Annotated in this window: 25 protein-coding genes and 1 riboswitch; of the genes, 4 read left to right on the top strand and 21 right to left on the bottom strand. The window is 45.8% G+C overall.

All coding sequences use genetic code 11. The features are described from left to right. Positions 1 to 39 precede the first annotated feature (39 nt). Positions 40 to 2,061, bottom strand: a complete 2,022-nt coding sequence (locus QMZ64_RS18520) for an ATP-binding protein (RefSeq protein WP_301441512.1) — start codon at positions 2,059 to 2,061, stop codon at positions 40 to 42. Between the two features lie 687 nt (positions 2,062 to 2,748). On the opposite strand from QMZ64_RS18520, the gene QMZ64_RS18515 reads away from it, so the two are divergent. Next, on the top strand, positions 2,749 to 3,396 hold the full coding sequence (locus QMZ64_RS18515) for a spore coat protein (RefSeq protein ID WP_265627500.1): 648 nt from the start codon (positions 2,749 to 2,751) through the stop codon (positions 3,394 to 3,396). Here QMZ64_RS18515 and QMZ64_RS18510 read toward each other — a convergent pair. Continuing rightward, a complete protein-coding gene (locus QMZ64_RS18510; protein WP_243939280.1) occupies positions 3,386 to 4,285 on the bottom strand; it encodes a hypothetical protein in 900 nt (299 codons plus the stop codon). The two genes, QMZ64_RS18515 and QMZ64_RS18510, sit on opposite strands and share 11 nt — an antisense overlap. A gap of 116 nt (positions 4,286 to 4,401) precedes the next feature. After that, positions 4,402 to 4,956 carry a YhcN/YlaJ family sporulation lipoprotein gene (locus tag QMZ64_RS18505; protein ID WP_265627501.1) on the bottom strand — a complete coding sequence of 185 codons (555 nt, stop codon included), beginning with the start codon at positions 4,954 to 4,956 and terminating at the stop codon, positions 4,402 to 4,404. 145 nt (positions 4,957 to 5,101) lie between these two features. Here QMZ64_RS18505 and QMZ64_RS18500 point away from each other — a divergent pair, with 145 nt between their 5' ends. Both QMZ64_RS18500 and QMZ64_RS18495 read left to right on the top strand, forming a co-directional pair. Continuing rightward, complete coding sequence (locus tag QMZ64_RS18500) at positions 5,102 to 6,898, top strand: S9 family peptidase (RefSeq protein WP_301441511.1); 1,797 nt, start codon at positions 5,102 to 5,104, stop codon at positions 6,896 to 6,898. Between the two features lie 47 nt (positions 6,899 to 6,945). After that, complete coding sequence (locus QMZ64_RS18495; protein WP_265627503.1) at positions 6,946 to 7,287, top strand: hypothetical protein; 342 nt, start codon at positions 6,946 to 6,948, stop codon at positions 7,285 to 7,287. A gap of 46 nt (positions 7,288 to 7,333) precedes the next feature. Here the strand turns inward: QMZ64_RS18495 and QMZ64_RS18490 are convergent, their stop codons facing one another. The 4 genes from QMZ64_RS18490 to QMZ64_RS18475 all read right to left on the bottom strand — a co-directional run bounded on the left by QMZ64_RS18490 (position 7,334) and on the right by QMZ64_RS18475 (position 11,340). Then, a complete protein-coding gene (locus tag QMZ64_RS18490; RefSeq protein WP_265627845.1) occupies positions 7,334 to 8,722 on the bottom strand; it encodes an L-cystine transporter in 1,389 nt (462 codons plus the stop codon). Positions 8,723 to 8,845: 123 nt separating this feature from the next. Next, positions 8,846 to 9,664 (bottom strand): MetQ/NlpA family ABC transporter substrate-binding protein, encoded by an 819-nt coding sequence (locus QMZ64_RS18485; RefSeq protein ID WP_265627504.1) that lies wholly within the window; start codon positions 9,662 to 9,664, stop codon positions 8,846 to 8,848. Positions 9,665 to 9,685: 21 nt separating this feature from the next. Then, entirely contained in the window at positions 9,686 to 10,336 is a 651-nt protein-coding gene (locus tag QMZ64_RS18480) for a methionine ABC transporter permease (protein ID WP_145645902.1), read from the bottom strand. Positions 10,337 to 10,338: 2 nt separating this feature from the next. After that, on the bottom strand, positions 10,339 to 11,340 hold the full coding sequence (locus tag QMZ64_RS18475) for a methionine ABC transporter ATP-binding protein (RefSeq protein ID WP_243939271.1): 1,002 nt from the start codon (positions 11,338 to 11,340) through the stop codon (positions 10,339 to 10,341). 100 nt (positions 11,341 to 11,440) lie between these two features. Continuing rightward, positions 11,441 to 11,554: riboswitch (SAM riboswitch) on the bottom strand. 303 nt (positions 11,555 to 11,857) lie between these two features. Between QMZ64_RS18475 and cspB the strand changes: the two genes are divergently transcribed. Then, positions 11,858 to 12,058 (top strand): cold shock-like protein CspB, encoded by a 201-nt coding sequence (gene cspB / locus QMZ64_RS18470; RefSeq protein WP_003155376.1) that lies wholly within the window; start codon positions 11,858 to 11,860, stop codon positions 12,056 to 12,058. Between the two features lie 119 nt (positions 12,059 to 12,177). On the opposite strand, the gene QMZ64_RS18465 is transcribed toward cspB, so the two are convergent. The 14 genes from QMZ64_RS18465 to QMZ64_RS18400 form a co-directional block, all read right to left on the bottom strand. Continuing rightward, entirely contained in the window at positions 12,178 to 13,119 is a 942-nt protein-coding gene (locus tag QMZ64_RS18465; RefSeq protein ID WP_020450683.1) for an ABC transporter permease, read from the bottom strand. After that, a complete protein-coding gene (locus QMZ64_RS18460) occupies positions 13,112 to 14,035 on the bottom strand; it encodes an ABC transporter ATP-binding protein (protein WP_265627505.1) in 924 nt (307 codons plus the stop codon). The genes QMZ64_RS18465 and QMZ64_RS18460 overlap by 8 nt, the downstream gene beginning before the upstream one ends. A 19-nt stretch (positions 14,036 to 14,054) precedes the next feature. Then, positions 14,055 to 14,756, bottom strand: coding sequence for an ABC transporter ATP-binding protein (locus QMZ64_RS18455; RefSeq protein ID WP_265627506.1), 702 nt, complete (start codon positions 14,754 to 14,756; stop codon positions 14,055 to 14,057). Beyond that, complete coding sequence (locus tag QMZ64_RS18450; RefSeq protein ID WP_165426480.1) at positions 14,753 to 15,127, bottom strand: GntR family transcriptional regulator; 375 nt, start codon at positions 15,125 to 15,127, stop codon at positions 14,753 to 14,755. The genes QMZ64_RS18455 and QMZ64_RS18450 overlap by 4 nt, the downstream gene beginning before the upstream one ends. A 3-nt stretch (positions 15,128 to 15,130) precedes the next feature. Continuing rightward, the gene (locus QMZ64_RS18445; RefSeq protein ID WP_265627507.1) at positions 15,131 to 15,898 is read right to left on the bottom strand and encodes a hypothetical protein; all 768 of its coding nucleotides are present in this window, start codon (positions 15,896 to 15,898) and stop codon (positions 15,131 to 15,133) included. Between the two features lie 131 nt (positions 15,899 to 16,029). After that, the gene (locus QMZ64_RS18440) at positions 16,030 to 16,362 is read right to left on the bottom strand and encodes a hypothetical protein (protein WP_265627508.1); all 333 of its coding nucleotides are present in this window, start codon (positions 16,360 to 16,362) and stop codon (positions 16,030 to 16,032) included. 13 nt (positions 16,363 to 16,375) lie between these two features. After that, on the bottom strand, positions 16,376 to 16,906 hold the full coding sequence (locus QMZ64_RS18435; RefSeq protein WP_075755418.1) for an NAD(P)H-dependent oxidoreductase: 531 nt from the start codon (positions 16,904 to 16,906) through the stop codon (positions 16,376 to 16,378). A 17-nt stretch (positions 16,907 to 16,923) separates the two neighbouring features. Then, positions 16,924 to 18,522 (bottom strand): DHA2 family efflux MFS transporter permease subunit, encoded by a 1,599-nt coding sequence (locus tag QMZ64_RS18430; protein WP_279599701.1) that lies wholly within the window; start codon positions 18,520 to 18,522, stop codon positions 16,924 to 16,926. Between the two features lie 30 nt (positions 18,523 to 18,552). Beyond that, a complete protein-coding gene (locus QMZ64_RS18425) occupies positions 18,553 to 19,185 on the bottom strand; it encodes an HlyD family secretion protein (protein WP_265627509.1) in 633 nt (210 codons plus the stop codon). Between the two features lie 307 nt (positions 19,186 to 19,492). Then, on the bottom strand, positions 19,493 to 20,659 hold the full coding sequence (gene yhbH, locus QMZ64_RS18420) for a sporulation protein YhbH (protein ID WP_020450675.1): 1,167 nt from the start codon (positions 20,657 to 20,659) through the stop codon (positions 19,493 to 19,495). Positions 20,660 to 20,826: 167 nt separating this feature from the next. Beyond that, positions 20,827 to 22,722 carry a serine/threonine protein kinase PrkA gene (prkA, locus tag QMZ64_RS18415; RefSeq protein WP_165426475.1) on the bottom strand — a complete coding sequence of 632 codons (1,896 nt, stop codon included), beginning with the start codon at positions 22,720 to 22,722 and terminating at the stop codon, positions 20,827 to 20,829. A 143-nt stretch (positions 22,723 to 22,865) separates the two neighbouring features. Then, positions 22,866 to 23,081 carry a hypothetical protein gene (locus QMZ64_RS18410; RefSeq protein ID WP_130627167.1) on the bottom strand — a complete coding sequence of 72 codons (216 nt, stop codon included), beginning with the start codon at positions 23,079 to 23,081 and terminating at the stop codon, positions 22,866 to 22,868. Between the two features lie 37 nt (positions 23,082 to 23,118). Next, positions 23,119 to 23,820, bottom strand: coding sequence for a hypothetical protein (locus QMZ64_RS18405; protein WP_265627510.1), 702 nt, complete (start codon positions 23,818 to 23,820; stop codon positions 23,119 to 23,121). 14 nt (positions 23,821 to 23,834) lie between these two features. After that, positions 23,835 to 24,545 carry a polymer-forming cytoskeletal protein gene (locus QMZ64_RS18400; protein WP_265627511.1) on the bottom strand — a complete coding sequence of 237 codons (711 nt, stop codon included), beginning with the start codon at positions 24,543 to 24,545 and terminating at the stop codon, positions 23,835 to 23,837. Positions 24,546 to 24,552: the final 7 nt, after the last annotated feature.

Below are 24,552 nucleotides of genomic sequence, written 5' to 3'. Positions count from 1 at the left end.
AATTTTCAAAAAAGAATGAGAACAGGGATGACCGCATTCTCATTCTTTAATCGGAAGCTTCAATTTTACGGTCGTTCCTTTTCCTTCCTCGCTTTCAAAATGAATGCTTCCGCCGTGATTTTCAATAATTTTAAATGTAACCATTAATCCGAGCCCGGTTCCTTTTTCCTTCGTTGTATAAAACGGCTCCCCAAGCTTTTCAAGCACTTCTTTTGAGATGCCCTTTCCCTGATCTTCAAAGGTGATGAATACGCTGTCTTTTTCATAGTAGGAACGTACTGTAATAAAGCCTTCAGCATCCTCCATCGCCTCGATCGCATTTTTTAATATGTTGAGGAAAACCTGTTTCAGTTCATTTGAAACAGCGAGAATCTCAGGGAGATCTCCGCTCAGCTGTTTCTCGATTCGCACATTGTTCAGCACGGCCTGCGACTCCAATACCATGCAGACATCTTCAACAATCGAGTTGACCTGAACCGGATCAAATGTAGTCGATTTTGTTTTGGCCAATACGAGAAATTCGTTGATAATCGCTTCAAGCCTGATGAATTCGGACATCATCACTTCCGCATAATCTTTTTGATATTTTTTAGACTGGATCATCAACTGGAGGAACCCTTTCAGAGATGTGAGGGGATTCCGTATTTCATGAGCGATCCCGGCAGCGAGCTGCCCGACCGCTGACAGCATTTCCGATTTCATGAGCATTTTTTCAGATCGCTTTTGGTTCGTAATGTCCTCGGATATCAGCATAACCTGATGCACGTTCCCCGCGCTGTCCTCCACAGGGATAAGGGAGATTTGCTCCCACCTGTCCTGCTGCTCCCCATCCTGGTAATTAAGCTCCCCTGACCATGGTTTCTTATCAAGGACGTGCTTCCAGAAGCGATTGAGATCATCACAGTGAAAATGCTTGCGGTAAATGTTAAATACATCGCCGCCGATGAGATCATCCGGATGTTTCTCGAGCATCCGGCAAAAGCGTTTGTTTGCATAAGTGACCGAACCGTCAACCGAAGTGAGCAATATGTTGGCCGGACTTTGATCAATAGCCTGTGAGCTGATATGCAGCGCCTCGTTCGTCATTTTCAATTCAGTGACATTCGTGAACGTGACAACAATGCCTTCAACCTTTTTCCCCGAAGCATAATAAGGGATCATTTTCACGGTATACCAGCCGCCGTTTGGCATTTCGAACTCTTTTACGACCGTCTTGTTTTCATAAAGCGTGCGCTTTATGTCATCGGCATACTCCTTATAGTTGAACCTCTCTGTCAGCTTATCGGCAGGCCTTGAAAGGTCCTCCTTTTTCAGGTCGAACATGTTGGCGGCTTCGGGCGTAAATAATTTCAATTTCAATTCCTGATCCCAAAAAACGGCGGCGATGTTCGTGCTCGTCAGCAGATTATTCAGATCATTTTTAAGGGTGTTGAGCTCATTCATTTTCTTTTCAAACGCCCTGTTTAGCGCCGTTAATTTTTTGTTTTCCTCCTGAAGCTTTTGGTTGGCAGACACCAAAGCGTCATTGGACGCTTCGAGCTCTTTTACCGTCCGGTACAGATGCTGGAGATGAAGCTGGCCGTCTTCTCCGCCGGATACCGGCGCGCGGGCTGCCTCTTCTTTTGCTTTTTCGATAAACAGCACATAAAGCTTGTGATACTGGCGGAAGAAACTTTTTAATGTTAAATGAACAAAGGATAGTTCTCCGCTTAAATAAATCGGAACGTTTTTAAACGACACTTTTTTCTCTTTCTTTGCCCGCTGTAAAGCGGCATTGACCTGCACGGATAAGCTCGCGGGAAAAGCTTGATGGATGTTGCCTTTTGAACTTTTCAAATATTGATCGGCACTTTCTGAGGACGCGACAATTTCTCCCCGGTCATTCAGGATCAGACAAGGAAACATATACTGGTCGATCAAGGAAAGATAAATATCATCCAGCCTATGAAAACCACTCAGTTCATTGATTTTTTTATATACTTCTGTTTGCACCTTCGGATACACAGAATCATTACCAAATAAACCTGACATTTTTCCAACCGTCTCACTTGAGCCCAGCATTACAAAACTCCTCCTTTTCTAAGTGCAAAATCAAAAAGGAAAACACCTTTTTTGCATTTTCATGATGATTGGCAGCTGAAATCATTTACGGAGGGAGAATCCTTTACAGATCGCGCAGGGGCAAAAAAAGTTTGCAGGCACCTTCTTTAAATGCCAAAGTTCTTCATGCCGATATCCACCCGGGCATTGCAAATCGATTGTTTTTCAGTCCATATTTAAACAAAGTGCGTGAACACAAGACCGACATCGTCTTTTATTCTTTCTTCCGGCAGCTTTTATTTGAATCCGACCTGTTTCGGTTCATTTGTTTTTTCGGATATCAGACATCCATCCACTCACCGAATTCCTTAACTGCCGGAAGCATGCATGAACATTTCATCACCGCCCGGCAGATATGTGCTTTGTTTACAAAGGTACGAGGGATCTCTAAACCGGTCTTAATTTCCTCTCCTGATCCTCAGTTTTTTTCAGTTTGACGCCAAAATAACCTCACTTCCACTTTCGACCAATGGGATGATATATTGTCTTGAACATAAGACCCCCATAATATTTTCTCTGAACTAAACTATTCGACGGTTAGAATAAAATCCCTTTAAATCCAGTTTATCGATTATTCCTTTTTTGAATAAACATGACGGCAAAAACGAAATATAATAGTTGAACTACATTTAAGGAGGATACGTTAGAGTGGAACAGCAAAACCAGCCGCAAATGCAAATCAATCAAGGTAATGAAGGAATGCAGCATATGAATCACGGGGGCCACGAAGTGTTTGACATGCATGAAGTGTTGTCCGGTATGATCGGCGTTCTTGAGCAATATATGATGTTCAGAGAGCATGTTAAAGATCCGGAGCTGCTCAATATTTTGGACAGGCAGCACCGATTTATTTCGTCTCAGTACAACATCACAACAGAATGCTTCAGAACAGGGCAAAAGCCGAGCCAGGAAACGGCAACATATATGATGAAAGAGGATCGTCAATTTGTCTACGGGTTAAAAGACGCCCAGCCGAAACAGCCGAAGCAATCCGTGCAGGCGATTGATGACGCCTGTATCAGCAGCTTTATGCTCGGCTTGATGAAAACCAATTGTTCGGCATTGGCCATGGCGGCTCCAGAAGTGACAAACCCTGTCTGCAGAAGGGTTCTCGCAGACCAGATTCCTCACTATATCGAAATGTCTTATGAAATTTTCCTTTATCAGAACAAACACGGATACTATCAAGTTCCTCAGCTTGCACCGCAAGACATGCAGAAGATGACTTCAGCATTCGCTCCGGTGCAAGGTCAGCCGCAAATGCCTCCGAACGGGCAGCAGAGACCTATTCATTGATAATGAAAACGGCACGGAAGGACGAAACCTTCCGTGCCGTTTTTTTCGCTTCATATTTCCGCTTGAATTCTTTTTCAAACCCGGATAACGACTGGCCGACGGCGGCCTTAAATCCGTCTTCAAAACTTCCCCGATCAGCCGTCTCCTCGATGATGTCGAGGATGACCCCCCTTCCTTTTTTCTCCGCGAGCTCTTCGATCAAATAATAACTTTGCAAATAAATATCGGTTTCATATCCAGTGCGGGCTTTTTGCCATTGCCTGTCGGTCTTCAGCTCGCTCAAAGGAACGGCTGACGGCAAAGCCCGGATCTCTATAGTGTCATGAGCAGAAGCCCATTCCGCCACTCCTTCGTGAAACCAGAGCGGGTAAGCTGCCGGGTCGGCTTTCAGTTCTCTCAGCTTGACGTGAAAAGCATAGTGGGTATACTCATGTATCAGCACCCGTTTGTACAGGAAGACGGCGAATCCCTCGCCGCTATTCAGATGCTTCCTCTCCTCGGGCAAAAGTCCGATCATCCGCATATCATTTGAGTAAAATCCGGTGATATCCTTTAATTTTGAAAATGACTCCATATCATCGCGGTTTGAAAAAAAGATCAAATCAACGCTGTCTTGAAGAGGGCTGGCAAACAGTTCCCGATTCATGTCAGCGGCATCCCGAAGCGTCTCCTTTGTCAGCTCCAGAATCGCCCTGTCTTCTTCAGCGTAATAAATGCTGACACTTTCATATTTAACCATTTCCAGCGATTCTTTCAGTTTTTCTTTTTTCCCCGAAAGAACAGCCGCCTCAGGGCTCTTTTGGCTGAACACGACAAAAACGGCCAATAACAAAGCGGATAGAGTGCCCGCCATAATTAAAATAAAGGCTGCTTTCATCTCTCCCGTCACATGTCTTCCCTCCATCCGCAATGTGCTTCTCTGTACTACACACTATGCGGAAAGGGTCAGGAAGTGGCCTGTATGAAAAGCAGCCAACAAAAAAAGCCGCTCATTGCGGCTTTTCATTATCTTTGATTCGGGAAAATTCTGTTGATCGTTTCACCAAATTCTTCAAAAATCCCTTCGATCGGTTCACCATTTTGGATTCTGTCGCCATAGTTTCTCATCCGGTCAACAAAGTCAGGGTTTGCCGAAACGAACACATTGTTGATGTTATTGTCTGCTTCTTTAACCTTTTTCGAGATTTTCCCTTTCAGCTCATTCGTCACGTTGCCCTTCGGATTGCCTTTCAAAACGACCGCTACATAAGCGTTGCGGTTTGTCGTAATGACGTTTGCACTACTGACTTCTTTCAGTTCCGCCACTTTATCTGCGGCTTTTTCCGCCACTTCCATATTATTATCGTTCCGGTTGCGGTTGTCTGTCACATTCATTTGGTCGTTGACGTTTCTGCCGTCATTGACATTCGTGCGGTCGTTATCTCTGTTTGTTACATTTTGAAGCGCATTGTCCTGGTTGCGCCGGTTGTTATCCGCCCCCTGGTTTGCCATGCCGCATCCGGCTGTGAACAACAGCGGAAGGAGCAAAGCAGCAATCGTGCTCTTTTTCATATTGAACATTAATATTGCCTCCTTTAATGATTGACGTATAGGTTTTTTCTTTTTCGTGTTATTTATTTGTCTAAAGGATATTTTTTATACGCGACTTTTGTTATGATCTTATTGAATGTAAAAATACCCAAATAAATCCGGAGGTGTATATGAAATGGAAAAAGCAAAAAGCATTTTGCATGTGCTTCGCATTAAAGACTTTGCGATCCATCCCGATGAGACGCAGCTTGTTTTTGATACAAACCTCAACGGAACATCAAACCTGTGGGCGATGGATCTTCCCGAGACATACCCGTACCAGCTGTCATTCTTGAATCAGGATGCAAAAGGAATCGCCTACAATCCCGATGGCTCTATTCTCTATGCCGGTTTTGACCATGACGGAAACGAACAAAGCGGACTGTACAAGCTTTCTTCAAAAAACGGGTCGTTCCATTCATTAAACGGAAATCAAACAGACCGCCACTTCGAGCCCGTCCCTGTCCAAAACGCCGTTTACTACTCCTCTACAAAGGACAATCCGACATTTCTAAATACATACAGATACGATTGTCTCACTGAAAAAGAAGAGCTTATTTTTGAAGGAAAAGACGGAACTTCAATGCTGGCTGATGTAAGCCCGGGCGAGAAAGCCGTCAGCATCCATGTCTACTATGTCAACAGCCACACTGTCTGCATGATCCATACCGCTGAAGGCGTGACGACAGGAATCGTCCCCGATGAGACGCTGCCTCATATCGTTTATTCTTCTCACTTTGCATCTGATGATCGGTTATTCGTCACGACAAACTACGAAGCCGAGTTCTCATACCTTGCCTTGTACACCGTTTCATCAGGTATTTTTGCGCCGGTGTTTTCGATGGACAAAACTGATTTAACAGCCATCCACGCTGATCCGAGTGGAACTTTCCTTTATCTGATTGGAAAAAAAGGCGTCAAAGATGTGATGTATGAGTACAACACAGCAACAGGAGAAAGCCGGCAGATCGATTGCCCTTGCACATCCATTTCGAAAATACACTGCGCCTCTTCGGGCGCGCTGTACATTCTCGGCTCGACGCCGACCAGGCCGGCTAATCTCTATGTATTAACGAAAGGACAGGCGAAATGGCGGCAATTAACGAAACATTCGGTTCCGGGTTTCTCCGAACAGGAGCTGTCATATCCGGAAGTTGTGACATATCCTTCTTTTGACGGTCTTGCAATAGAGGGGCTGCTGTTTAAGCCTCTCCCAGAAGAAGCGAACGGCTGGACGATTATTTGGCCGCACGGCGGACCGCAAGATGCAGAAACCTTTATGTTCTACGATATCTTTCAACTCGCTGCGAAAATGGGCTACCAGTTATTCGCCCCTAATTTCAGGGGATCTGCGAATTACGGCTATTCCTTCTTTAAAATGGTTGAACAAGATTGGGGAGACGGACCGCGCCTCGATATGACCGCGGGCATCGACTGGCTTATCGATCAAAAGCTTGCGGACCGCGAAAAACTTTTTTTAATGGGCGGCAGCTACGGAGGATATATGTCGCTATTGCTTCACGGGAGACATCCAGAGTATTTCCGCGCCGTCGTCGATATATGCGGAGTCAGCAATCTGTTTTCGTTTGTCAAATCCGTACCGGATTTCTGGCAGCCGATGATGGAAAAATGGGTCGGCAATCCGGAGCGGGATTATGAAAAAATGAAAGCCGATTCTCCTGTTACATACCTGGAGAGTATGACTCAGCCGATGCTGATCATCCAAGGCGCAAATGATCCGCGCGTCGTAAAGGAAGAGTCCGATCAAGTCGTCGATCGGTTGAAGGACATGGGGCGGAAAATCGAGTATCTTGTTTTGGAAAATGAAGGGCACGGTTTTTCTAAGAAAGAAAATAAAGTGAAAGCCTACCGTAAAATTTTCGAATTTTTAGAAAAACACCGCTTATATCTCACGGCACAGCTTGAAGAATAAAACCGATTCGGACTGGGGATGGTATACGTAAAAAGGAGGTAGACCCTTTGTTTAGAAGAAGATCAGGCATCCATCCCGCTGTATTGGTTTTAGGATCAGCTGCATTAACCGCGGCTTTCTCTCCCGAAATCCGCAAAAGATTGACAGGCATGTTCGCGAAGGGCATGGGAGGACGGCAGCAAGGTAACGGCCGCAACCAGATGATGATGAATCCGGCTGACATGATCAAACAGGCTTTCAATCCCGGAGGACAATCACAGGAACATCACCAGTCAGGCCATGCGGCAAACGACCAGCATCAATCAAGCCATATGACTGCCCCGGTTAATGTCATGAACGATGAGACTGCAAATCAGACGATGTTCGATAACGATCAAAGCTATTCATAAAAAAACGGCCCGCACGAGCGATCAAGCTGTGCGGGCCGTTCTTCTTTTACACTTCTGCTTCAATGATATTAGTACGGTCTTCGTACGTGTTTTTTTCAAGTTCATTTGTTACTTTGCTCGTCACAAGTCCTGACGTCATGCTGCCGCTGACATTAAGAGCCGTACGACCCATGTCGATGAGCGGCTCAACCGAAATCAGCAGTCCGGCAAGCGCTACGGGCATATTTAAGGCCGAAAGGACGAGAAGCGCTGCAAATGTCGCACCTCCGCCGACGCCTGCCACTCCGAAAGAGCTGATCGCAACAACAGCGATAACTGTGAACAAAAATGACGGCTCAAGCGGATTTTGTCCGACAGTCGGCGCAATCATGATCGCGAGCATTGCAGGGTAAATTCCGGCACATCCGTTTTGTCCGATGGACAGTCCGAAGGATCCGGCAAAGTTTGCAATACCTTCAGGAACACCGAGGTTGCGCTGCGTTTTAATGTTGAGCGGCAAAGCGCCTGCGCTTGATCTTGATGTAAACGCGAATACAAGGACCGGAAACGCCTTTTTCAAGTATGTGACAGGATTTAAACCGCTGAATGTAATGAGCAGCAGGTGAATGATGAACATGACGATCAGCGCCGCATATGAAGCGATGACAAATTTGCCGAGCTTGGCAATGCTGTCGAGGTCGCTCGTTGCAATCGTTTTTGTCATGATCGCCAATACACCGTAAGGCGTCAGCCTTAGAATCAATGTCACTACACGCATAATGATCGCATACACGGCATCAACCATCTTTTTGAAAAGCTCAGCTTGTTCAGGCTGTTTTCGATTGACTCCGAGATAAGCGATTCCAAGGAAAGCCGCAAAAATAACAACGGCGATCGTTGATGTCGGTCTTGCTCCCGTAAAGTCTAAAAACGGATTCCCCGGAAGAAGCTCGACAATTTGCTGCGGAAGCGTTTTGGCTTCCATGTCCTGCGATTTCTGTTCGAGTTCCGCCCCTCTCATTGACTCCGCCTGGCCTTGATCCACATGGACGGCCTGCAGGTCGAAAGCAAGCGCGGACGCGATTCCCACCGCAGCAGCGACAGCTGTCGTCGCGATCAAGAGCCCGATGATCAATCCGCTGATTTTTCCGATATTGTGCGTCAGTTTAAGCTTTGTAAAAGCGCCCAAAATCGAGATGAATACAAGTGGCATAACGATCATCTGCAAAAGCTTCACATAGCCGCCGCCTGCAATATTAAACCAATCAGATGTCTGCGTAATCGTTTCTGAAGACGAACCATATATAAAATGCAAAGCGAACCCAAAAACAATGCCGATTCCCAAAGCGGTAAATACCCGTTTAGAAAAAGAAACATGCTTTTTTTGCATCATATAAAGGAGCGCCATCAGGCCGAGCATGACGATAATATTAATAACAACAAATAATGTCATGATAACAAAAGCACCCCCAGAATTTTTTACATTTAAAAACTATAGTACAACAAACCTGATTGGTCAAGTAGGAATTATCGATGCATTTCAATATATGACCCGGGAATCAATTGCGCGACTGATATTTTATTCGCCGATGTCTTTCAGTGGAACAAAAGTCGGCAGCTGTGCACCGTCAAACTCTTTTTTGATCAATTCAGCGGTATCGTCTGCTTGGTACAGCTCGACGATCTTTTTCAAATCTTCACGGTCCCGGTCTTCTGTTCTGGCCGCAATAATGTTGATGTACGGTGTCGCTGTTTCGTCTTCCAGTTTAATCGAATCTTTGACAGGATGGAAGCCGGCGTCAACCGCTATGCCGTTGTTGATAACAGATGCAGCGACATCGGGAAGCACGCGCGGCGTTTGCTCTGCGGCCACCGTTGTGATTTTGAGTTTTTTCGGATTTTCTTTAATCGCATCAAGCGTTCCGTTTCCGTCAAATCCGTCCTTTAATTGAAGAAGGCCGGCGGACTCCAGCAGAAGCAAGGCTCTGCCCATGTTCGTCGCTTCGCTCGGAACAGCGATTTCCGCGCCGTTTGGTATATCGTCAGGCGAATCATACTTCTCGGAATAAATGCCCATCGGAGCGATGATCGTTGTGCCGATCGGTGATAGTTTAAGATTGCGTTCCTTTTTGAATGCATTAAAGTAAGATATCGTCTGAAAAGCGTTGGCGTCTATGTCACCGCCCGCCAAAGCCTGGTTCGGCTGAACATAATCGGAGTATTTGACGATTTCAAGCTTTAAGCCTTCTTTCTCGGCTTTTTTCTTTACAAAGTCCCAGATTCTTGTATCCGTTCCGCTAATGCCGATTTTAATTGTTTTCGCATCAGAGTCTGCCGCACACCCCGCGATCACTCCCGCAAGCAGCAATAAGATCACAACAAATGCAAATTTTTTCATCATAGCCGTCTCCCTCTTTGTTTATCTTCTTCTCAATTTTTTTGACAGAACGTTTCCGGATGTCTGCAATCCCTGCACAACGATGACGAGAATTGCAACCGTGATGATCATCGTCATCGTGTCAAATCTTTGATAGCCGTATGTGATCGCCAAATCCCCCAGACCGCCGGCGCCTATCGCACCAGCCATCGCCGACGCTCCGACCAATCCGACCGTTGCCACCGTAAAACTCAGCACAAGCGAACCGAGCGCTTCCGGAATCAGAAACCTGAAGATGATCTGCCGCGGAGTCGCTCCCATTGCTTCAGCGGCTTCAATGACTCCCGGATCGACTTCAAGCAGAGAGTTCTCGACGAGCCTTGCGATGTAAGGCCCGGCATAAAAAGTCAGGGGAACAATCGCTGCCGATGTGCCGATGGACGTCCCCACAATCAGCCTTGTCACGGGAATTAAAGCAACCATCAAAATGATAAACGGAACGGACCGGAAAATGTTAATGATCATATTGACAACCGTAAAAACTGCCGGATTTTCAAGCAGATGCCCCTTCCTTGTGACAACCAGCAAAATGCCGAGCGGAATGCCGATCACGCTTGAGAATAAAAGCGAAAAAACCGTCATTTGAATCGTCTGAACCAGTGCGTCAATGATTTGGTCATATGTAACAAGCATGCTTATACCTCCCTGATGCGAATGTTATCTCTGCGTATATATTCGAGCGCCCGCCCGATTTCACCGTCTTCCCCCTGCAGTTCAACCGTCATACTGCCAAACGGAATTCCCTGAAGTTCTGTAATCGTTCCGTGCAGAATGTTGACTTCTACGTCAAACCGCTTTGCCACTTGCGAAAGAAATGGCTTCCCGGAAGATTCGCCGACAAATTGAAGCTGATAGAGATGCTTCACATTTAATTTTTGAATCGATTCAGGTATTTCGTGGTCGATAGCTGATTTGACAAAGCTTTTCGCCGTTTCGGTTTCCGGCGCGGAAAACACATCAAACACGCTGCCTGATTCAATGATCCTTCCTTTTTCAATGACCGCGACTTTGTCGCAGATTTCTTTTGCCACATTCATTTCATGAGTGATCAACAAAATCGTGATGTTATATTGTTCGTTGACGCGCTTCAGCAGCTTCAAAATATCGCCGGTCGTCTGCGGGTCAAGCGCGGATGTCGCTTCATCACAGAGCAGAACCTCCGGATTTGTCGCCAGCGCCCGGGCAATGCCGACGCGCTGCTTTTGGCCGCCCGAAAGCTGATCCGGATAATCGCGGGCTTTATCCTCAAGTCCGACAAAACGGAGCAGCTCCGTCACTTTTTGCTTGATTTCAGCTTTCGGTGTTTTGACAAGCGCGAGCGGCTCAGCGACATTAGCGAAAATCGTCTTTGAATTTAGCAGGTTAAAATGCTGAAACACCATGCCGATCTTCCTTTTTACAGTGCGAATCTCAGCTTTCGACAGGGACATTAAGTCTCTTCCGCCGACGAAAACCTTTCCGGCCGTCGGTTTTTCAAGGAAGTTCACACAGCGGATCAGCGTGCTTTTCCCTGCGCCGCTGAATCCGATGACGCCGTATATTTCCCCTTTATCCACATGAAGGTCGATTCCATTGAGCGCATGGACCTTCTGTCCGCCGCTTTCATAGACCTTTTCAACGCCTTCAAATGTAATCATGATGATCTTCCTCCTCTTTTTGGCTAACAAAAAAGGCTTCCTCTTAAAAAATAAGAAGAAGCCTTAGACGACACGAAGTAAATAGAGTGGGTCCGCTCTCTTCTTATCTTCCAAGCCCTTACGGCTTGTTGGATGTGGCACAGTATTCTGCTGTATGCAGAACCCGCTGCCGAGGCTTCATAGGGCCAATTCCCTCCGCCTCTCTGAATAAGAAGTGTTGATGCATGAAGTTTTACCTAACTTTACAGCTTCTTTGAAATGTTGTCAATCAGATTTGTGAAAATTTCAAAAACATGCTTTTCAATGCTTTATTTTTCGCCCTGATTATTAAATTTCACTTTTTTTAAAAAAATTGTGTTTAGCAGTTGTAATTTCGCTTAAACACTGGTAAAGTAAAGGTAATTATTTTTGTTCGAACTATCTTTAAGAAGAAAGTTTTGTAAGAGTTTTCGTCTTGGAAGTTTGTTTTAGAGCAAGAATAGTGAATTTAAGCGTTATCGCTTTAGGAGGAAATTTCATGCTAGAAGGTAAAGTAAAATGGTTTAACTCTGAAAAAGGTTTCGGATTCATCGAAGTTGAAGGACAAGACGATGTATTCGTTCATTTCTCTGCTATTCAAGGCGAAGGCTTCAAAACTTTGGAAGAAGGCCAATCTGTATCTTTCGAAATCGTTGAAGGAAACCGCGGACCACAAGCTGCTAACGTAACAAAAGCGTAAGCTGTGAACCGCTGATCTTCATACAGGACTGCTGACCGAATGTCAGCAGTCTTTTTATATTTTATTTAAAAAAGCCTCACGCCCGGAAAACCGGGGTGAGGCTTTTTCGTGAATACCGCTTATGAAGCGATGTCTCTTTTTGTGAATGCCCCAAAGGCGAGCACATGAAAAACGATAAAATAGACAGCCAGCACGACAATCGAGAATCCCAGCGTCATATCTGAAACAAGCGGAGATCCGTCAAAGTATTGAGTGAGATCAGTGTTGGCAAATAAGATGTATTTCACCCATTCAAATTTTGTCGCGAGCAGGTTTGTCACCGTTCCACCCATTGCCAAAAGGAAAATTGAAATACCTACGGCAAGCGAACTGTTTCTGAAAACAGCTGAAATCATAAAGGCCATTGTCGCCATCATCAAAAGCGAGATTGAATTCAGCAAATAGCTGCCGGCCAAGTGCAGCAGCAGGCTTTTTTCTTCAACTGTTCCATCGGCGTACGCCAAGTGAACCTGGCTGCCGTCGCCTGCCCCGAATAAAGCAAGGCCTGTGATACCCGCGCTTGCGAACAGAATGAAAAGCAAAGCCAATGCAAAAAGCAGAACTGTAAAATATTTTGCCAGCAGAATTTTAAAGCGGCTGATCGGCCTGATCACAAGCAGCTTCACCGTCCCCCAGCTGAATTCATTCGCAACGATTCCCGCAGCCACCGTGATCACAAACAGACCGAGGAGGGGAATGATGCTGCTCGCGTCGCTGATGAACGACAGGGCCGAATAGTCCCCGTCTTCCGGCAAATCGTGCTTGATTCGATACTCATTAATGGCGGTCGACCGTTCATAGCTTTTTTCAAGTGCCGGATTATTGACCCCTTTAAGTTGTTCTTTCATATCTTTATTTTCCTGCATTAATTCTTTTTTCCAGTCCGGGTTGTGGTCTGTCTCTCCGATCGTCTTTGTGAGAACGCCCAGCCCGATGGCAGATAACAGCAAAATCGCGATCATGACGTATGTGCCTTTTCGATTAAAAATTTTGATCCATTCATTTACGATGAGATTAAACATGCTGAGCTTCCTCCTTATCTGCGGTGATTTCCAGGAACCGGTCTTCCAGCGACTTGTTCACAGCCTTCACTTCATATAGGCGGACACCGCTGTCTGTTAAGTGTTTGATCAAATCAGGCACTTCATCCTTTTGAAGGCTGAGCTCTATCCCGCCTTCCGCTTCGTCAACCTTCATCTTTCTGAAAGCAGCCGCTTCCCGCATCAGAGCCTGATTGTCATCCGCTTGAAGATAATAGCGCTTCTTTTCATCCCGAGCGGGTCCGTGCACATGCTGAATATCCCGGAGCTTTCCGTTCTGGATAATGGCGATCTTGTCGCACATCAGCTCCATTTCTGAAAGCAGGTGGCTTGAAACGATGACCGCCATACCTCTTTCTCTCGTCAGCTTTCTTAAATGATCGCGGATTTCCCGGATACCGGCCGGATCAAGCCCGTTCGTCGGCTCATCGAGAATCAACAGCTTCGGATCGTGCAAAAGGCTTTGGGCCAGGCCAAGCCTTTGTCTCATTCCTAAAGAATACGTTTTGACCTTATCGTTGATCCTGTTTTTCAATCCGACAAGCTCGACGATTTCGTCAATTTTCTGTTTCGTTACGCCTTTCGTCATGCGCGCGTATTGCTGAAGGTTTTGGTAGCCCGTTAAAAATTTATACAGTTCCGGATTTTCAACGATCGCTCCGATATGCCGTGCAGCCTTTTCAAAATTTTCTTTTACGCTGACGCCGCACACGGCGATTTCACCGGCGGTGATGTTCATATGCCCGACAATCATCCGGATCGTCGTCGTTTTTCCGGCGCCGTTCGGACCCAGGAAGCCGAAAATCTCGCCTGCCTGCACGTCAAAGCTCAAGCCGTCGATGATCTTTTTCCCCCTGATCGTTTTTGATACATTTTTTAATTCTAAAAGTGTTTCCACTGTTTCTCCTCCCACCTTTTCAATCTTTTTCTTCGATAAACCGTTTCAGCCATTCCAAAAGCGACATTCCGGATTCCTCGCGCAGCCGTTCGACATCCTTTTTTTCTTCAATTCGGCCATTTAAGACGACGACGACCTCATCCAAAATTTGTTCAATTTCATGAATCTCATGGGTGGCGATGACGATCGTCTGCTTATCAAGCTCCAAATATGTAAGAAGGCTTTTGACGATCGACTCTCTCACCATCGGATCAAGACCGGAAAATGGCTCATCAAGCAGTACGACCGCTGCATCGCGCGCCAATGTGAGCGCGAGCTTCAGCCTGCCCCGGTTGCCTTTGGAAAGCTTGCCGATTTTTTTATCCCTGTCGATTTTCATGTCCTTTAACAGGTCCCACGCTTTATTTATACGGAAATCGGAAAACTGGGTTTCATAAAAGTGAATCATATCCTTGACGCGAAATGGATCGTAGAACATATCAAGCTCTGTTAAATAGGCAATGTTCTTCATCTCCTTTCTGGCTGCCGGCCGTCCTCCGATCAGCACAGAGCCCGAATCCGGAAACGAGAGCCCTGTGATCAGCTTCAAGATCGTAGATTTGCCGCTGCCGTTCGGTCCTGTCAACCCGTAAATTTTCCCGGGAGAAAGAGACAGATCGGCCTCTTTGAGCGCATACTCTTTGCCAAACTTCTTCGTGACGTTTTTCAGCTCAATCTTCATTTGGGATCTCCTTTCTGAAGAAAACGGTCAAGTTCTGACAACATGTCTTGTTTAGACAAGCCAAGCTCTTCCATGCTCTGGACAAATTGCCCGATAACTTCCGATCTCATTTCCCGCTTTAAATCATCGATGACTTCCGTATGTTCAACAACAAAGGTGCCCTGTCCCCTTCTGGTTTCCACCACGCCCATCCTTTCCATTTCATTGTAGGTTCTTTGAATCGTATTCGGATTTACTTGCGTCTGAACAGCCAGCTCACGGACCGACGGCAATTTTTCTCCCGGCTTGATCTCTCCGCGAATCATTTTTTTGAAGAGCTGTTCGGCTATTTGCCTATAGATCGGCTTTGAAGCAGAAAATTCATTTGCCATCTTTTACACCTCAACTCTTCTGTTCAATAATTTGCAGGAGAGATAGAAGAGACAGACGCCTAAGACTGTGTAATACACCAGGAGAATACCCGGTAAATCAACTTGAGAAAATGTAACAGTCCATCCTGAATGTTCGTAATGGAATTTGAATTCAGCTGTTAAAGAAATGCTCCACAATTTCTGCAATTCCTCGAATAAGCCGCTCTCGATGAACAGCGCCTCGATGAATCCGTAAGCACTGTAGATCAGCAAGGGAATGATCCAGCGGATTTTTTTGATAGCCGGATATTTTCTGAGCGCTTCATATATCGTCCACAGAAACATCACCCATGTGGAAAAAATAACGGAGCCTAAAAAGACAGCGATATTGACGAGAAGCAAATCTGACACGGAAAACAGGCCGGCGCTGCTGGAGAGCAGAACGCTTCTGACAATCAGCCCGAAAATGAATAAAACAGCGTGGGAAATCAATTGGTATACGGCAGCTGAAGCAAGCTTTGACAGCAGCAATAACGCACTGTTGTTCGGATTATATAACCAAAGCTGCGTCTTCCCTTCCAGACGGAGCTGAGCAAGGATCATTAAAGGACAAAACAGGCTATGAAATAATAAAATGGTCACTAGCGCCCCAAAAAGAGCCATTGATTCGCCTGTATAATGAGCAAACCAAAAGCTTGCAATAATCGCACAAATCATGCACAGCATCCAAACCAAAAACCAAAATCTTGCCATGAGAAAGTCTTTTTTAAATAAACCGCTGAAAGATCGCAAAACATATCCTCCTCTAGTCACTGTATCGGTGTACTACGACAATAGTACACTGATACAAAGAAAATCGCAATCAATATTTCAAAAAAATGCAAATAAAAAAGCAAACCCGCTGGTTCCCAGCGAATTTGCCTTTAATCCTGTTCCCGTTTTTTCATGGATTTTAATGCTTTTCGGTAATCCATATCGTCCATTTCCGACTTCTCGGGTTGTTTTTTTTCCTCTTTTGGGTGTTGAAGTTTTTGCAGGATCGCCCGATAGGTTTGATCATTCATTTCGAACGGATCTTGCTGAGCGGCTTCAACTTGCTGAGGCGCTTCTTCTTCTTGAACATGAGGAATGTCAGCTTCAGCTGCCGCGTGATCCTCATGTTCGGGTTTATCCTGTGAAGACGCCGACCGCACATTAAATACCACCAGACCGATAATGACGAGGACAGCAGCGATGATGGTCAAGATAATGGTCATGTCAAATCGCTCCTCACTGTCCTGCTGTAAAGCGGTCTGTCACTTGGGCGACGCGTCTGCCTAAAGCCCGGCCCAGCTCCAGGCCTTCTTCGCCGATCAATTCGTCACTGTCGACAGGACACGTGATGCCTGCACCGTAATAAGACCCGTATAAAGCATTTTCAGGTACATTTCCAGGCAAGCCGACGACCATCATGCCTTGATGAAGCATCGGTGTTATTAAGTTGAGCATTGTCGCTTCAAGACCGCCGTGGGTCGTCGCTGTTGTGCAGAAGACTGCGCCGACCTTATTGATCAGCTTGCCTTCCGCCCAAAGGTAGCCCAGCCTGTCGATCCAAGTTTTTAATCCGGAACTGATTGTACCGAAATGGCCCGGGCAGCCCCAGATGATAGCGTCCATTTCTTCGAGCTTTCTGATATCCGCCTGGCTGACATGATCGATCAGCACGTCTGCAGCCTCATGTTCCCCTGCGCCTTCTGCAATGGCTTCAGCCAGCTTTTTCGTATGCTCGCCTTCACTGTCGTACACAACATAAATTTTCATGTCAGAACCTCCTCATTTTAAGATTCTTTCGCTTCTTTAGGAGCCGGAAGCAATGTCAGCTCCTCCACCTTGTTCTTCCTGCGCAGCTTGTCTTTTCTGACATCTCTCAAAAACAGGCTGAGAACAAGGCCGATGACACAGAACCCGGCCGCCCACATAAATGCGTCATTGATGCCCATGACATTCGAGTTGAGCTGGGCCTGTCCGGTCAAATATTTCACGACATATTGTTGTGCTTGTTCAAGAGATATATGCATCGATTGCGCTGTTGACTGAATGGTTGACTGCAATGTGCTCATAAATGACGGATCAGCCGTATTTGTCTGATCGGCCATTGATGCATAGTGGAATGTCGTGCGATTTGTATAAATCGTCGTGATCAAGCTCGTTCCGATCGAACCGCTGATTTGGCGAAGCGTATTCGACATCGCCGTTCCGTGGCTGTTTAAATGCTGCGGAAGCTGGTTCATGCCGGCAGTCATGATCGGCATCATCAACATGGACATCCCAAACGCCCGAATCGCATAGATCAACACGATATGCATATACGGTGTATCGATCGTAAGCGTCGTAAATTCGTAGGTCGTCACAACAGTGATCAATAATCCGACAATCGCCAGCGGCCTTGGGCCGACTTTATCAAATAAAATTCCTGAGATCGGCGACATCACAAGCATGACGAGTGCGCCCGGCAGCATCAGAAGCCCCGACTGAAGCGCTGTAAAGCCGACTAGGTTTTGCAAATAAATCGGAATCAGGAACATTCCGGCATACAAAGCAACTGTAATGATGGCGTTGATCACGCTTGACAGTGAGAACATATCGTATTTGAACACTCTGAAGTCAAGCATCGGCTCTTTCGATTTCAACTGCTGGATGATAAAAGCGGCAATGCCGATCACACCGATCACAACTGTGGAAAGTACGAGCGGATCATCCCAGCCGTCTGATCCGGCTTCACTCACACCATACAGCAACGCCGCAAATCCGACAATTGAAAGAATCGCGCCTGCTGTGTCCAATTTGATTTTTTTAGGTTCCGTCATATTTTTAAATAGGAAAAAACCGAAAATGATGACGATCACACCAACCGGCACAAGACCGTAAAACATGATTCGCCAGCTGTAGTTTTCAATGACCCAGCCGGATAGCGTCGGACCGACAGCAGGAGCAAACATCATCGCAAGCCCGAAGATTCCCATCCCTTTCCCGCGGCTTTCCGGAGGAAAGATAAAGAGAATCGTAGTCATGACCAAAGGCTGAAGTATGCCCCCGCCGACTGCCTGAATGAGGCGTCCGGTTAACATTGTCGAGAAATTAGGCGCAATTCCGCATATCAGCGTTCCGGCCGTAAACAGCAGCATCGCCGTTAAAAACAGGCTCCGTCCGCCGAACCGCATAATCAGGAAGGCTGATAAAGGAATCAAAACGCCGTTGACAAGCATATATCCGGTTGTCAGCCATTGAATCGTTGTGGCGCTCACATTGAACTCTGTCATGAGATGAGGCATCGCCACATTCAGTAGCGTTTGGTTTAAAATGGCCAGAAACAAGCCGCCCATTAAAATGATGAGCAGTGACATATTTCCTTTTTTCTGAGAAGCCACTGATGACATCCTCCTTTCGCTCGTTTTTATTTCCCCCGGTTATTTTGAAATTTTCACGGATGCGTTCATTCCCGGCAGCACTTTATCAGACGGGTTTTTGATTGAAATTTTCACAGGTACTTTCTGCGTCACTTTCGTGTAGTTTCCGCTTGAATTGCTTTGAGAAAGCAAGTCAAATGTTGAGTTTGTCGCATAGCCGATTTCTTCGACATTTCCTTCAAATGTAGTGTCTGAATCACCGTCAACGACGATATCGACTTTGTCCCCTTTTTCGATGTCTTTCAGGTCGTTTTCTTCAATGTTAGCTGTAATGTACAGATGATCCATGTCGATTGTTTTCGCAAGCGTTTGACCGGCTTGTACGATCTGGCCTTCTTTCGCTTCGTTTTTCACAATCGTTCCGTCCATGATCGACTTCACGTCAACCGTTTGTTCCCCTTTGATTTTCGCTGCTTTTTCGTCCTTTGAAACTTTTGATCCTTCTTTCAAATCCCAATCTGCGAGCTTCCCTGAAGCAGGCGCCGTAATGTCGGCCATCTCACCGGCCACGTGTGCTTCGTCGGTTTTCACATAGCTGATGCTGTCATAATAGAAATACGCACCTCCTGCTAAGATGGCAAGCACGATGATGAGTCCGATAATGTTCGTCGCAATTAAACGTCCTTTGCTCATGTTTATTTCTCCTTTCATATCCTTTTATTTTGGATGAAGCCGGTTTGCTCGGCTCCCTCGGGTTTTGTTTTTCCTATTTCCTGCCCAGCAACTTGCGGGACGTGTACTGAAAAAGTTGTTCAAAACTGAGCAAGAAAGATCGGAAGCGGTAAATTTGTTTTTACCTCTGTACAACAAAATAAATAGTTAACAAGATTAAATATTAGTTAAAGTAATAAAGAATGTCAATAACCTTGCACTTAAAATTTTGATTTAAATATTTTCCAAACAAAAAACCTCCGGGAGCGGAGGTTTCATTCGCGTGTTTTCATGTATATTGATGCCGTTCTTCATTGCTGAAGAAGCTCTTCAGAGCCTGAAAAACATCGGCTTTCTGTTTCAGCACATAATACTTGAATTTTTCATTTTTAATATTTTTGTAGGCTGACATTAATGTTGAATGTCTGTTGTACTGGTTGACTTCGCCATAGCAAAATATATTCGCTTTTTCCATAATCTCTCCGACAAGCTTAACGCACCGAGCATTGTCGGATGTCAAATTATCGCCGTCCGAAAAATGAAACGGATAAATGTTATAGCGTGTCGGATGGTATTTGTCTTCGATCAGTTCGAGGGATTTGCGGTATACAGATGAACAAATCGTGCCCCCGCTTTCCCCTTTCGAAAAGAAATCTTCTTCTGATACCACTTTGGCTTCAGTATGATGGGCGATAAACTCGATATCGACCGTTTCATACTTTGTCCGTAAAAAACGTGTCATCCAAAAGAAAAAGCTTCGCGCCATATATTTTTCCCAAACGCCCATTGATCCGCTCGTATCCATCATTGCGAGCACAACGGCTTTTGATTCCGGCTTGACGGAGTCATTCCACGTTTTAAATTTTAAATCTTCGGGGTAGATCGGGTAAAATGAAGGTTTTCCCGTCATTGCATTTCGCTTAAAAGCGCTGAGCATCGTTCTTTTCTTATCGATATTACCGGTCAAACCCGTTTTGCGGATATCGTTGAACTCAATATCTTCGACAACGATATCATCGCGTTCTTTCTGTTCTAAATTCGGCAGTTCCATTTCGCTGAAGAGCGCCTCTTCCAAATCGATGAGCGAAACTTCCGCTTCATAATAATCTTCGCCGGCCTGATCGCCCGCTCCCTGGCCTTTGCCGGCGCCCCGTTTATCCGAACCGTCCCTTGCGACGATATCTCCGACCTCGCTGTCGCCGTCTCCCTGGCCGGCATGTTTATTTTTATCATAGTTATAGCGGATTTTATACTCATCTAACGATCGAATCGGAATTTTGACAACATCTTTACCGTTGGACATAATAATGCTTTCTTCTGTAATCAGGTCAGGCAGATTGTTTTTGATCGCGTCCTGCACCTTTTTCTGGTGACGCTGTTGGTCATCATACCCTTTTCGGTGGAGGGACCAGTCTTCCTGAGAAATAATAAAATGGCCATTGTCTTTATGGGACATGAATTCCCCTCCTTATTAATAATCCCCTTAAATGGCTTCGGTTTATAGCCCTGCGGATGCAAGTCTAAAAATGGTTATTGTTATCTTATGCAGATCCAAATAACTTTTGACAAACAATTTTGAAAATGGGACAAAAGGACCCGCCCTTCTCCGGACGGGTCTTCAAGTTACCGGTTTAATAAACTTCCTACATATTTTAAGAGTTCGTTTGCACTTGTCGAGTTATAGCCGTGCTCATCAATGAGACGGGCGACGACCTCGTTGATTTTCTTGAGCTGCTGTTCGTCCGGCGTTTTTGTCGATGTCGTGATTTTGACAACATCTTTCAAGTCTGCAAACAGCTTTTTCTGAATGGCTTCTCTGAGCCGCTCATGCGAATTATAATCAAACCGTTTCCCTTTTCTTGCATAGGCAGAAATACGAATAAGAATTTCTTCGCGGAATGCCTTTTTCGCATTTTCGGAAATGCCGATTTGTTCTTCGATTGACCTCATCAGCTTTTCATCCGGGTTCATTTCTTCTCCCGTCAGCGGATCGCGAAGCTTAATTTTATTGCAGTATGCTTCGACATTATCAAGATAATTGTCCATCAGCGTTTTCGCAGATTCCTCATAAGAGTACACAAACGCTTTTTGGACTTCTTTCTTCGCCATTTCGTCGTATTCTTTTCTGGCGGCGGAAATAAAGTTCAAATAACGCTCGCGGTCTTCTGCCGAAATCGACGGATGCTGGCTAAGCCCTTCTTTTAAAGAACGGAGGACATCGAGCGCATTGATCGATTCCATGTTTTTGCGGATGATCGTCGACGAGATCCGGTTGATGACATAGCGCGGATCGATTCCGCTCATTCCTTCGTCAGTGTATTCTTTTTTCAAATCCTCGACATCGACAGAATTGTAGCCTTCAACACTCTCTCCGTCATACAGCCTCATTTTTTTGACAAGATCAATGTCTGACCGCTTCGGCTCTTTCAGCCTCGTCAAAATCGAAAACATCGCAGCCACTTTTAGCGTGTGCGGCGCAATATGAACATCAGACACATCGCTTTCAGCAATCATTTTTTCATAAATTCTTTCTTCTTCTGATACTTTTAAATTATATGGAATCGGCATGACGATAATCCGCGAATGGAGCGCTTCGTTTTTCTTATTGGATATAAATGAACGGTATTCGGTTTCATTCGTGTGGGCTACGATCAATTCATCCGCTGAGATGAGCGCGAACCGGCCCGCCTTGAAATTCCCTTCCTGTGTAAGCGATAAAAGATGCCAGAGGAATTTTTCATCGCATTTCAGCATCTCCTGAAATTCCATCATTCCTCTGTTCGCTTTGTTTAATTCTCCGTCGAACCGGTATGCGCGCGGATCGGATTCCGATCCGTATTCGGCAATCGTCGAAAAATCAATGCTTCCCGTCAGATCAGCGATATCCTGCGATTTAGGGTCCGACGGACTGAACGTACCGATCCCCGTCCGTTTATCCTCTGAAAAAAAGATTCTTTCAACCTTCACGTCTTCTATTCTTCCGCCGTATTCCTGTTCCAGCCTCATCATGTTCAACGGGGACAGGTTGCCTTGAATACGGATGCCGTATTCATTGTAAAAATCGTCCCGCAGATGCTGAGGAATTAGATGAAGCGGATCTTCGTGCATTGGACAGCCCTGAATGGCGTAGACAGCCCCTTCATCTGTAAGAGAGTATGCTTCAAGCCCCCTTTTCAGCATGGTGACCAAAGTCGACTTTCCCCCGCTGACAGGCCCCATCAAAAGCAGGATTCTTTTTCTGACATCAAGGCGCTTCGCGGCCGGATGAAAGTATTCTTCAACAAGGCGTTCCAAAGGCTCTTCAAGACCAAACAGCTCTTTGTCAAAGAAGCTGTATACTTTTTTCCCGTCTTTCTCTTCAATGCCGCTGTCTTTAATCATATTGTAAACGCGGGAATGAGCAGATTGCGCGACAGTCGGATTTTCCTTTACGATTTCTAAATATTCAGCGAAGGTTCCTTCCCATTGCAGACGCTGCTCTTCCTCTCTATACTGTTCAATCTTTTTTAATATATCCATAAGAACCTCCTATATGATGATAAATGCAAGGTGCCAAGTGAATCACTGTTACATTCAATCTATGCGGAGATGTCCCTTTAGATGCTTTTCATATAAAAAATGAAATGTACTTTCCTCGAATTGACAAGGATGGAGCAAACCATTCATAATAAGAGCAGAAAAGTTCCGTCCGCAAGTGCTCCTGCGGTACGGCTGACCGCATCGGTGCAGATGACAACAAGGGAATAAGGATGAGGGGGGATTTTAATGAGAACGTTGATCATGATGGGGGTCATCCTCGCGTTCCTCGTATCCATTTTTACTGCCGGATACGAAAGCAAACCCGGCAAATAAAATTTAAAAGAAAAAGGATGGCTCACGTTTGAAGCCATCCTTTTTCCGTAACATAACACTGTTTTACTCCTGTTGATCTTCATTCACTTCAGACTTAGGAGATACCCGGTAGCTGCTTTTGTATTCAACTTTCTCAATCCTGCATCCGGGTCCTATATACACGCGGTTTCCCCTGACCATGCGGGCCTTCGTGTTTTCCAAGTAAATATCGTCTCCTTCAATTGTCCCTGCCGAGAGAAAACCTCCGTTTCTCTTAAACAAGAGCCCGCGTTTTTTGACGACCTTAATATGCGTGCCGCCGATATCACCAATCGAACTGTTTCCGAACTTTAAGCCGATGTCAATCGCGCCGGCGTTCAGCAGACCCTTTACATCGAGGCTCCCCGTCAGTGTAAAATCCTCTGCCTCACAATCGCCTCTTACGTTCAGCGCGCCTTTGACATCGCACGTTTCAGCCGCCATATTTCCCCCGATATTGATGATGCCTTTTACGGCTGCATCGCTGATGTCGGCGTCCTCAGAAACATCCGCCGTCCCGTACACTCTGGCTTTGTCGGCTTTCAGCCTCCCCCTGATCTCTGTTTCCCCGTGTACACTAAAGCTTTTGATTGTCGCATCGCCTGACAGTTCGCTTGTACCGTGTGTACTGAATTTTTCACATTCAATGTTTCCTGTGATCGTTCCTTCACCTCTGATGAGAACATGATGGAATGATCCGCCTCCGGCATTTCCGGAGCCGTGTATTTTCAAGTCGTGTTTCTTCATGTCCTATCCCTCCGCTAGATTTTCCTTTTCTCTCCGACTTTTGCCGTTTCCGCCACTTGGATATCTTCCTTATACTCAATCAGGCCGATGTCGCAATTTTCGCCGATGATAACCGAATTGCCGCGGACAACTTTCGCGGCCGTATTGGCGAGTTCGATTTGATCCCCTTCAATCAGCTCGGCAGACAGCCTTGGAGGAGAAATAAGCGGCGTTAAAAACGAGAACAGTTTCGATTGATGGGCTGTGCAGACAATCCTCCGGCAGCCGATTTCTTTCACTTTACTTTCACCGCCGTGAACCTTAATCTCAATTTGTTCCGCGTTTAAAAGCCCGTCGATTGTAAAATAGCCTTCCGCAGTAAAATGTTCCACTTCGCAGTCTTTGCCGATCGACGTTTTTCCGCGAACGATTGCTTCGTCGCCTTTCACATGTCCGCTAATACCGGCATAGCCTAAGATTTTAAGCTGTTCTACTTCGACATCGCCATCCACCTTTGCAGAACCGTCGATTCTGACCTTGGAAGCTGCGATTGCGCCGTTTAGTTTGGCATGGCCGCTGATTCTCAGCTCATCCGCTTTCACATCTCCGTTTACAGTTCCGGTGCCGCTGCAGCTGAACCTTTCGCAGTCAATATCGCCGTTAATCGTTCCTTTGCCGTTTAATTCAACCGTTTGATACGTACCTCCGCCTGAACTGCCAAATCCGTTTATCAATAAATTCTCCATCTTTGAT

It is taken from the genome of Bacillus sp. LB7 (genome assembly GCF_030449715.1).
Taxonomy (GTDB): Bacteria; Bacillota; Bacilli; order Bacillales; family Bacillaceae; genus Bacillus; species Bacillus paralicheniformis.
The sequence above is the reverse complement of the archived record's forward strand: the minus strand, read 5'-3'. Positions and strand labels throughout refer to the sequence as shown.

Bases quoted from the DNA above. Each gene is read 5' to 3' on its own strand.
- cspB (WP_003155376.1), top strand. From the start codon at position 11,858: ATGCTAGAAGGTAAAGTAAAATGGTTTAACTCTGAAAAAGGTTTCGGA.
- prkA (WP_165426475.1), bottom strand. From the start codon at position 22,722: ATGGATATATTAAAAAAGATTGAACAGTATAGAGAGGAAGAGCAGCGT.
- QMZ64_RS18520 (WP_301441512.1), bottom strand. From the start codon at position 2,061: ATGCTGGGCTCAAGTGAGACGGTTGGAAAAATGTCAGGTTTATTTGGT.
- QMZ64_RS18500 (WP_301441511.1), top strand. From the start codon at position 5,102: ATGGAAAAAGCAAAAAGCATTTTGCATGTGCTTCGCATTAAAGACTTT.
- QMZ64_RS18475 (WP_243939271.1), bottom strand. From the start codon at position 11,340: ATGATTACATTTGAAGGCGTTGAAAAGGTCTATGAAAGCGGCGGACAG.
- QMZ64_RS18405 (WP_265627510.1), bottom strand. From the start codon at position 23,820: ATGAAGAAACACGACTTGAAAATACACGGCTCCGGAAATGCCGGAGGC.
- QMZ64_RS18440 (WP_265627508.1), bottom strand. From the start codon at position 16,362: ATGACCATTATCTTGACCATCATCGCTGCTGTCCTCGTCATTATCGGT.
- QMZ64_RS18455 (WP_265627506.1), bottom strand. From the start codon at position 14,756: ATGAAGATTGAGCTGAAAAACGTCACGAAGAAGTTTGGCAAAGAGTAT.
- QMZ64_RS18450 (WP_165426480.1), bottom strand. From the start codon at position 15,127: ATGGCAAATGAATTTTCTGCTTCAAAGCCGATCTATAGGCAAATAGCC.
- QMZ64_RS18435 (WP_075755418.1), bottom strand. From the start codon at position 16,906: ATGAAAATTTATGTTGTGTACGACAGTGAAGGCGAGCATACGAAAAAG.
- QMZ64_RS18485 (WP_265627504.1), bottom strand. From the start codon at position 9,664: ATGAAAAAATTTGCATTTGTTGTGATCTTATTGCTGCTTGCGGGAGTG.
- QMZ64_RS18425 (WP_265627509.1), bottom strand. From the start codon at position 19,185: ATGAGCAAAGGACGTTTAATTGCGACGAACATTATCGGACTCATCATC.
- QMZ64_RS18400 (WP_265627511.1), bottom strand. From the start codon at position 24,545: ATGGAGAATTTATTGATAAACGGATTTGGCAGTTCAGGCGGAGGTACG.
- yhbH (WP_020450675.1), bottom strand. From the start codon at position 20,659: ATGTCCCATAAAGACAATGGCCATTTTATTATTTCTCAGGAAGACTGG.
- QMZ64_RS18505 (WP_265627501.1), bottom strand. From the start codon at position 4,956: ATGTTCAATATGAAAAAGAGCACGATTGCTGCTTTGCTCCTTCCGCTG.
- QMZ64_RS18430 (WP_279599701.1), bottom strand. From the start codon at position 18,522: ATGTCATCAGTGGCTTCTCAGAAAAAAGGAAATATGTCACTGCTCATC.
- QMZ64_RS18480 (WP_145645902.1), bottom strand. From the start codon at position 10,336: ATGCTTGTTACATATGACCAAATCATTGACGCACTGGTTCAGACGATT.
- QMZ64_RS18465 (WP_020450683.1), bottom strand. From the start codon at position 13,119: ATGTTTAATCTCATCGTAAATGAATGGATCAAAATTTTTAATCGAAAA.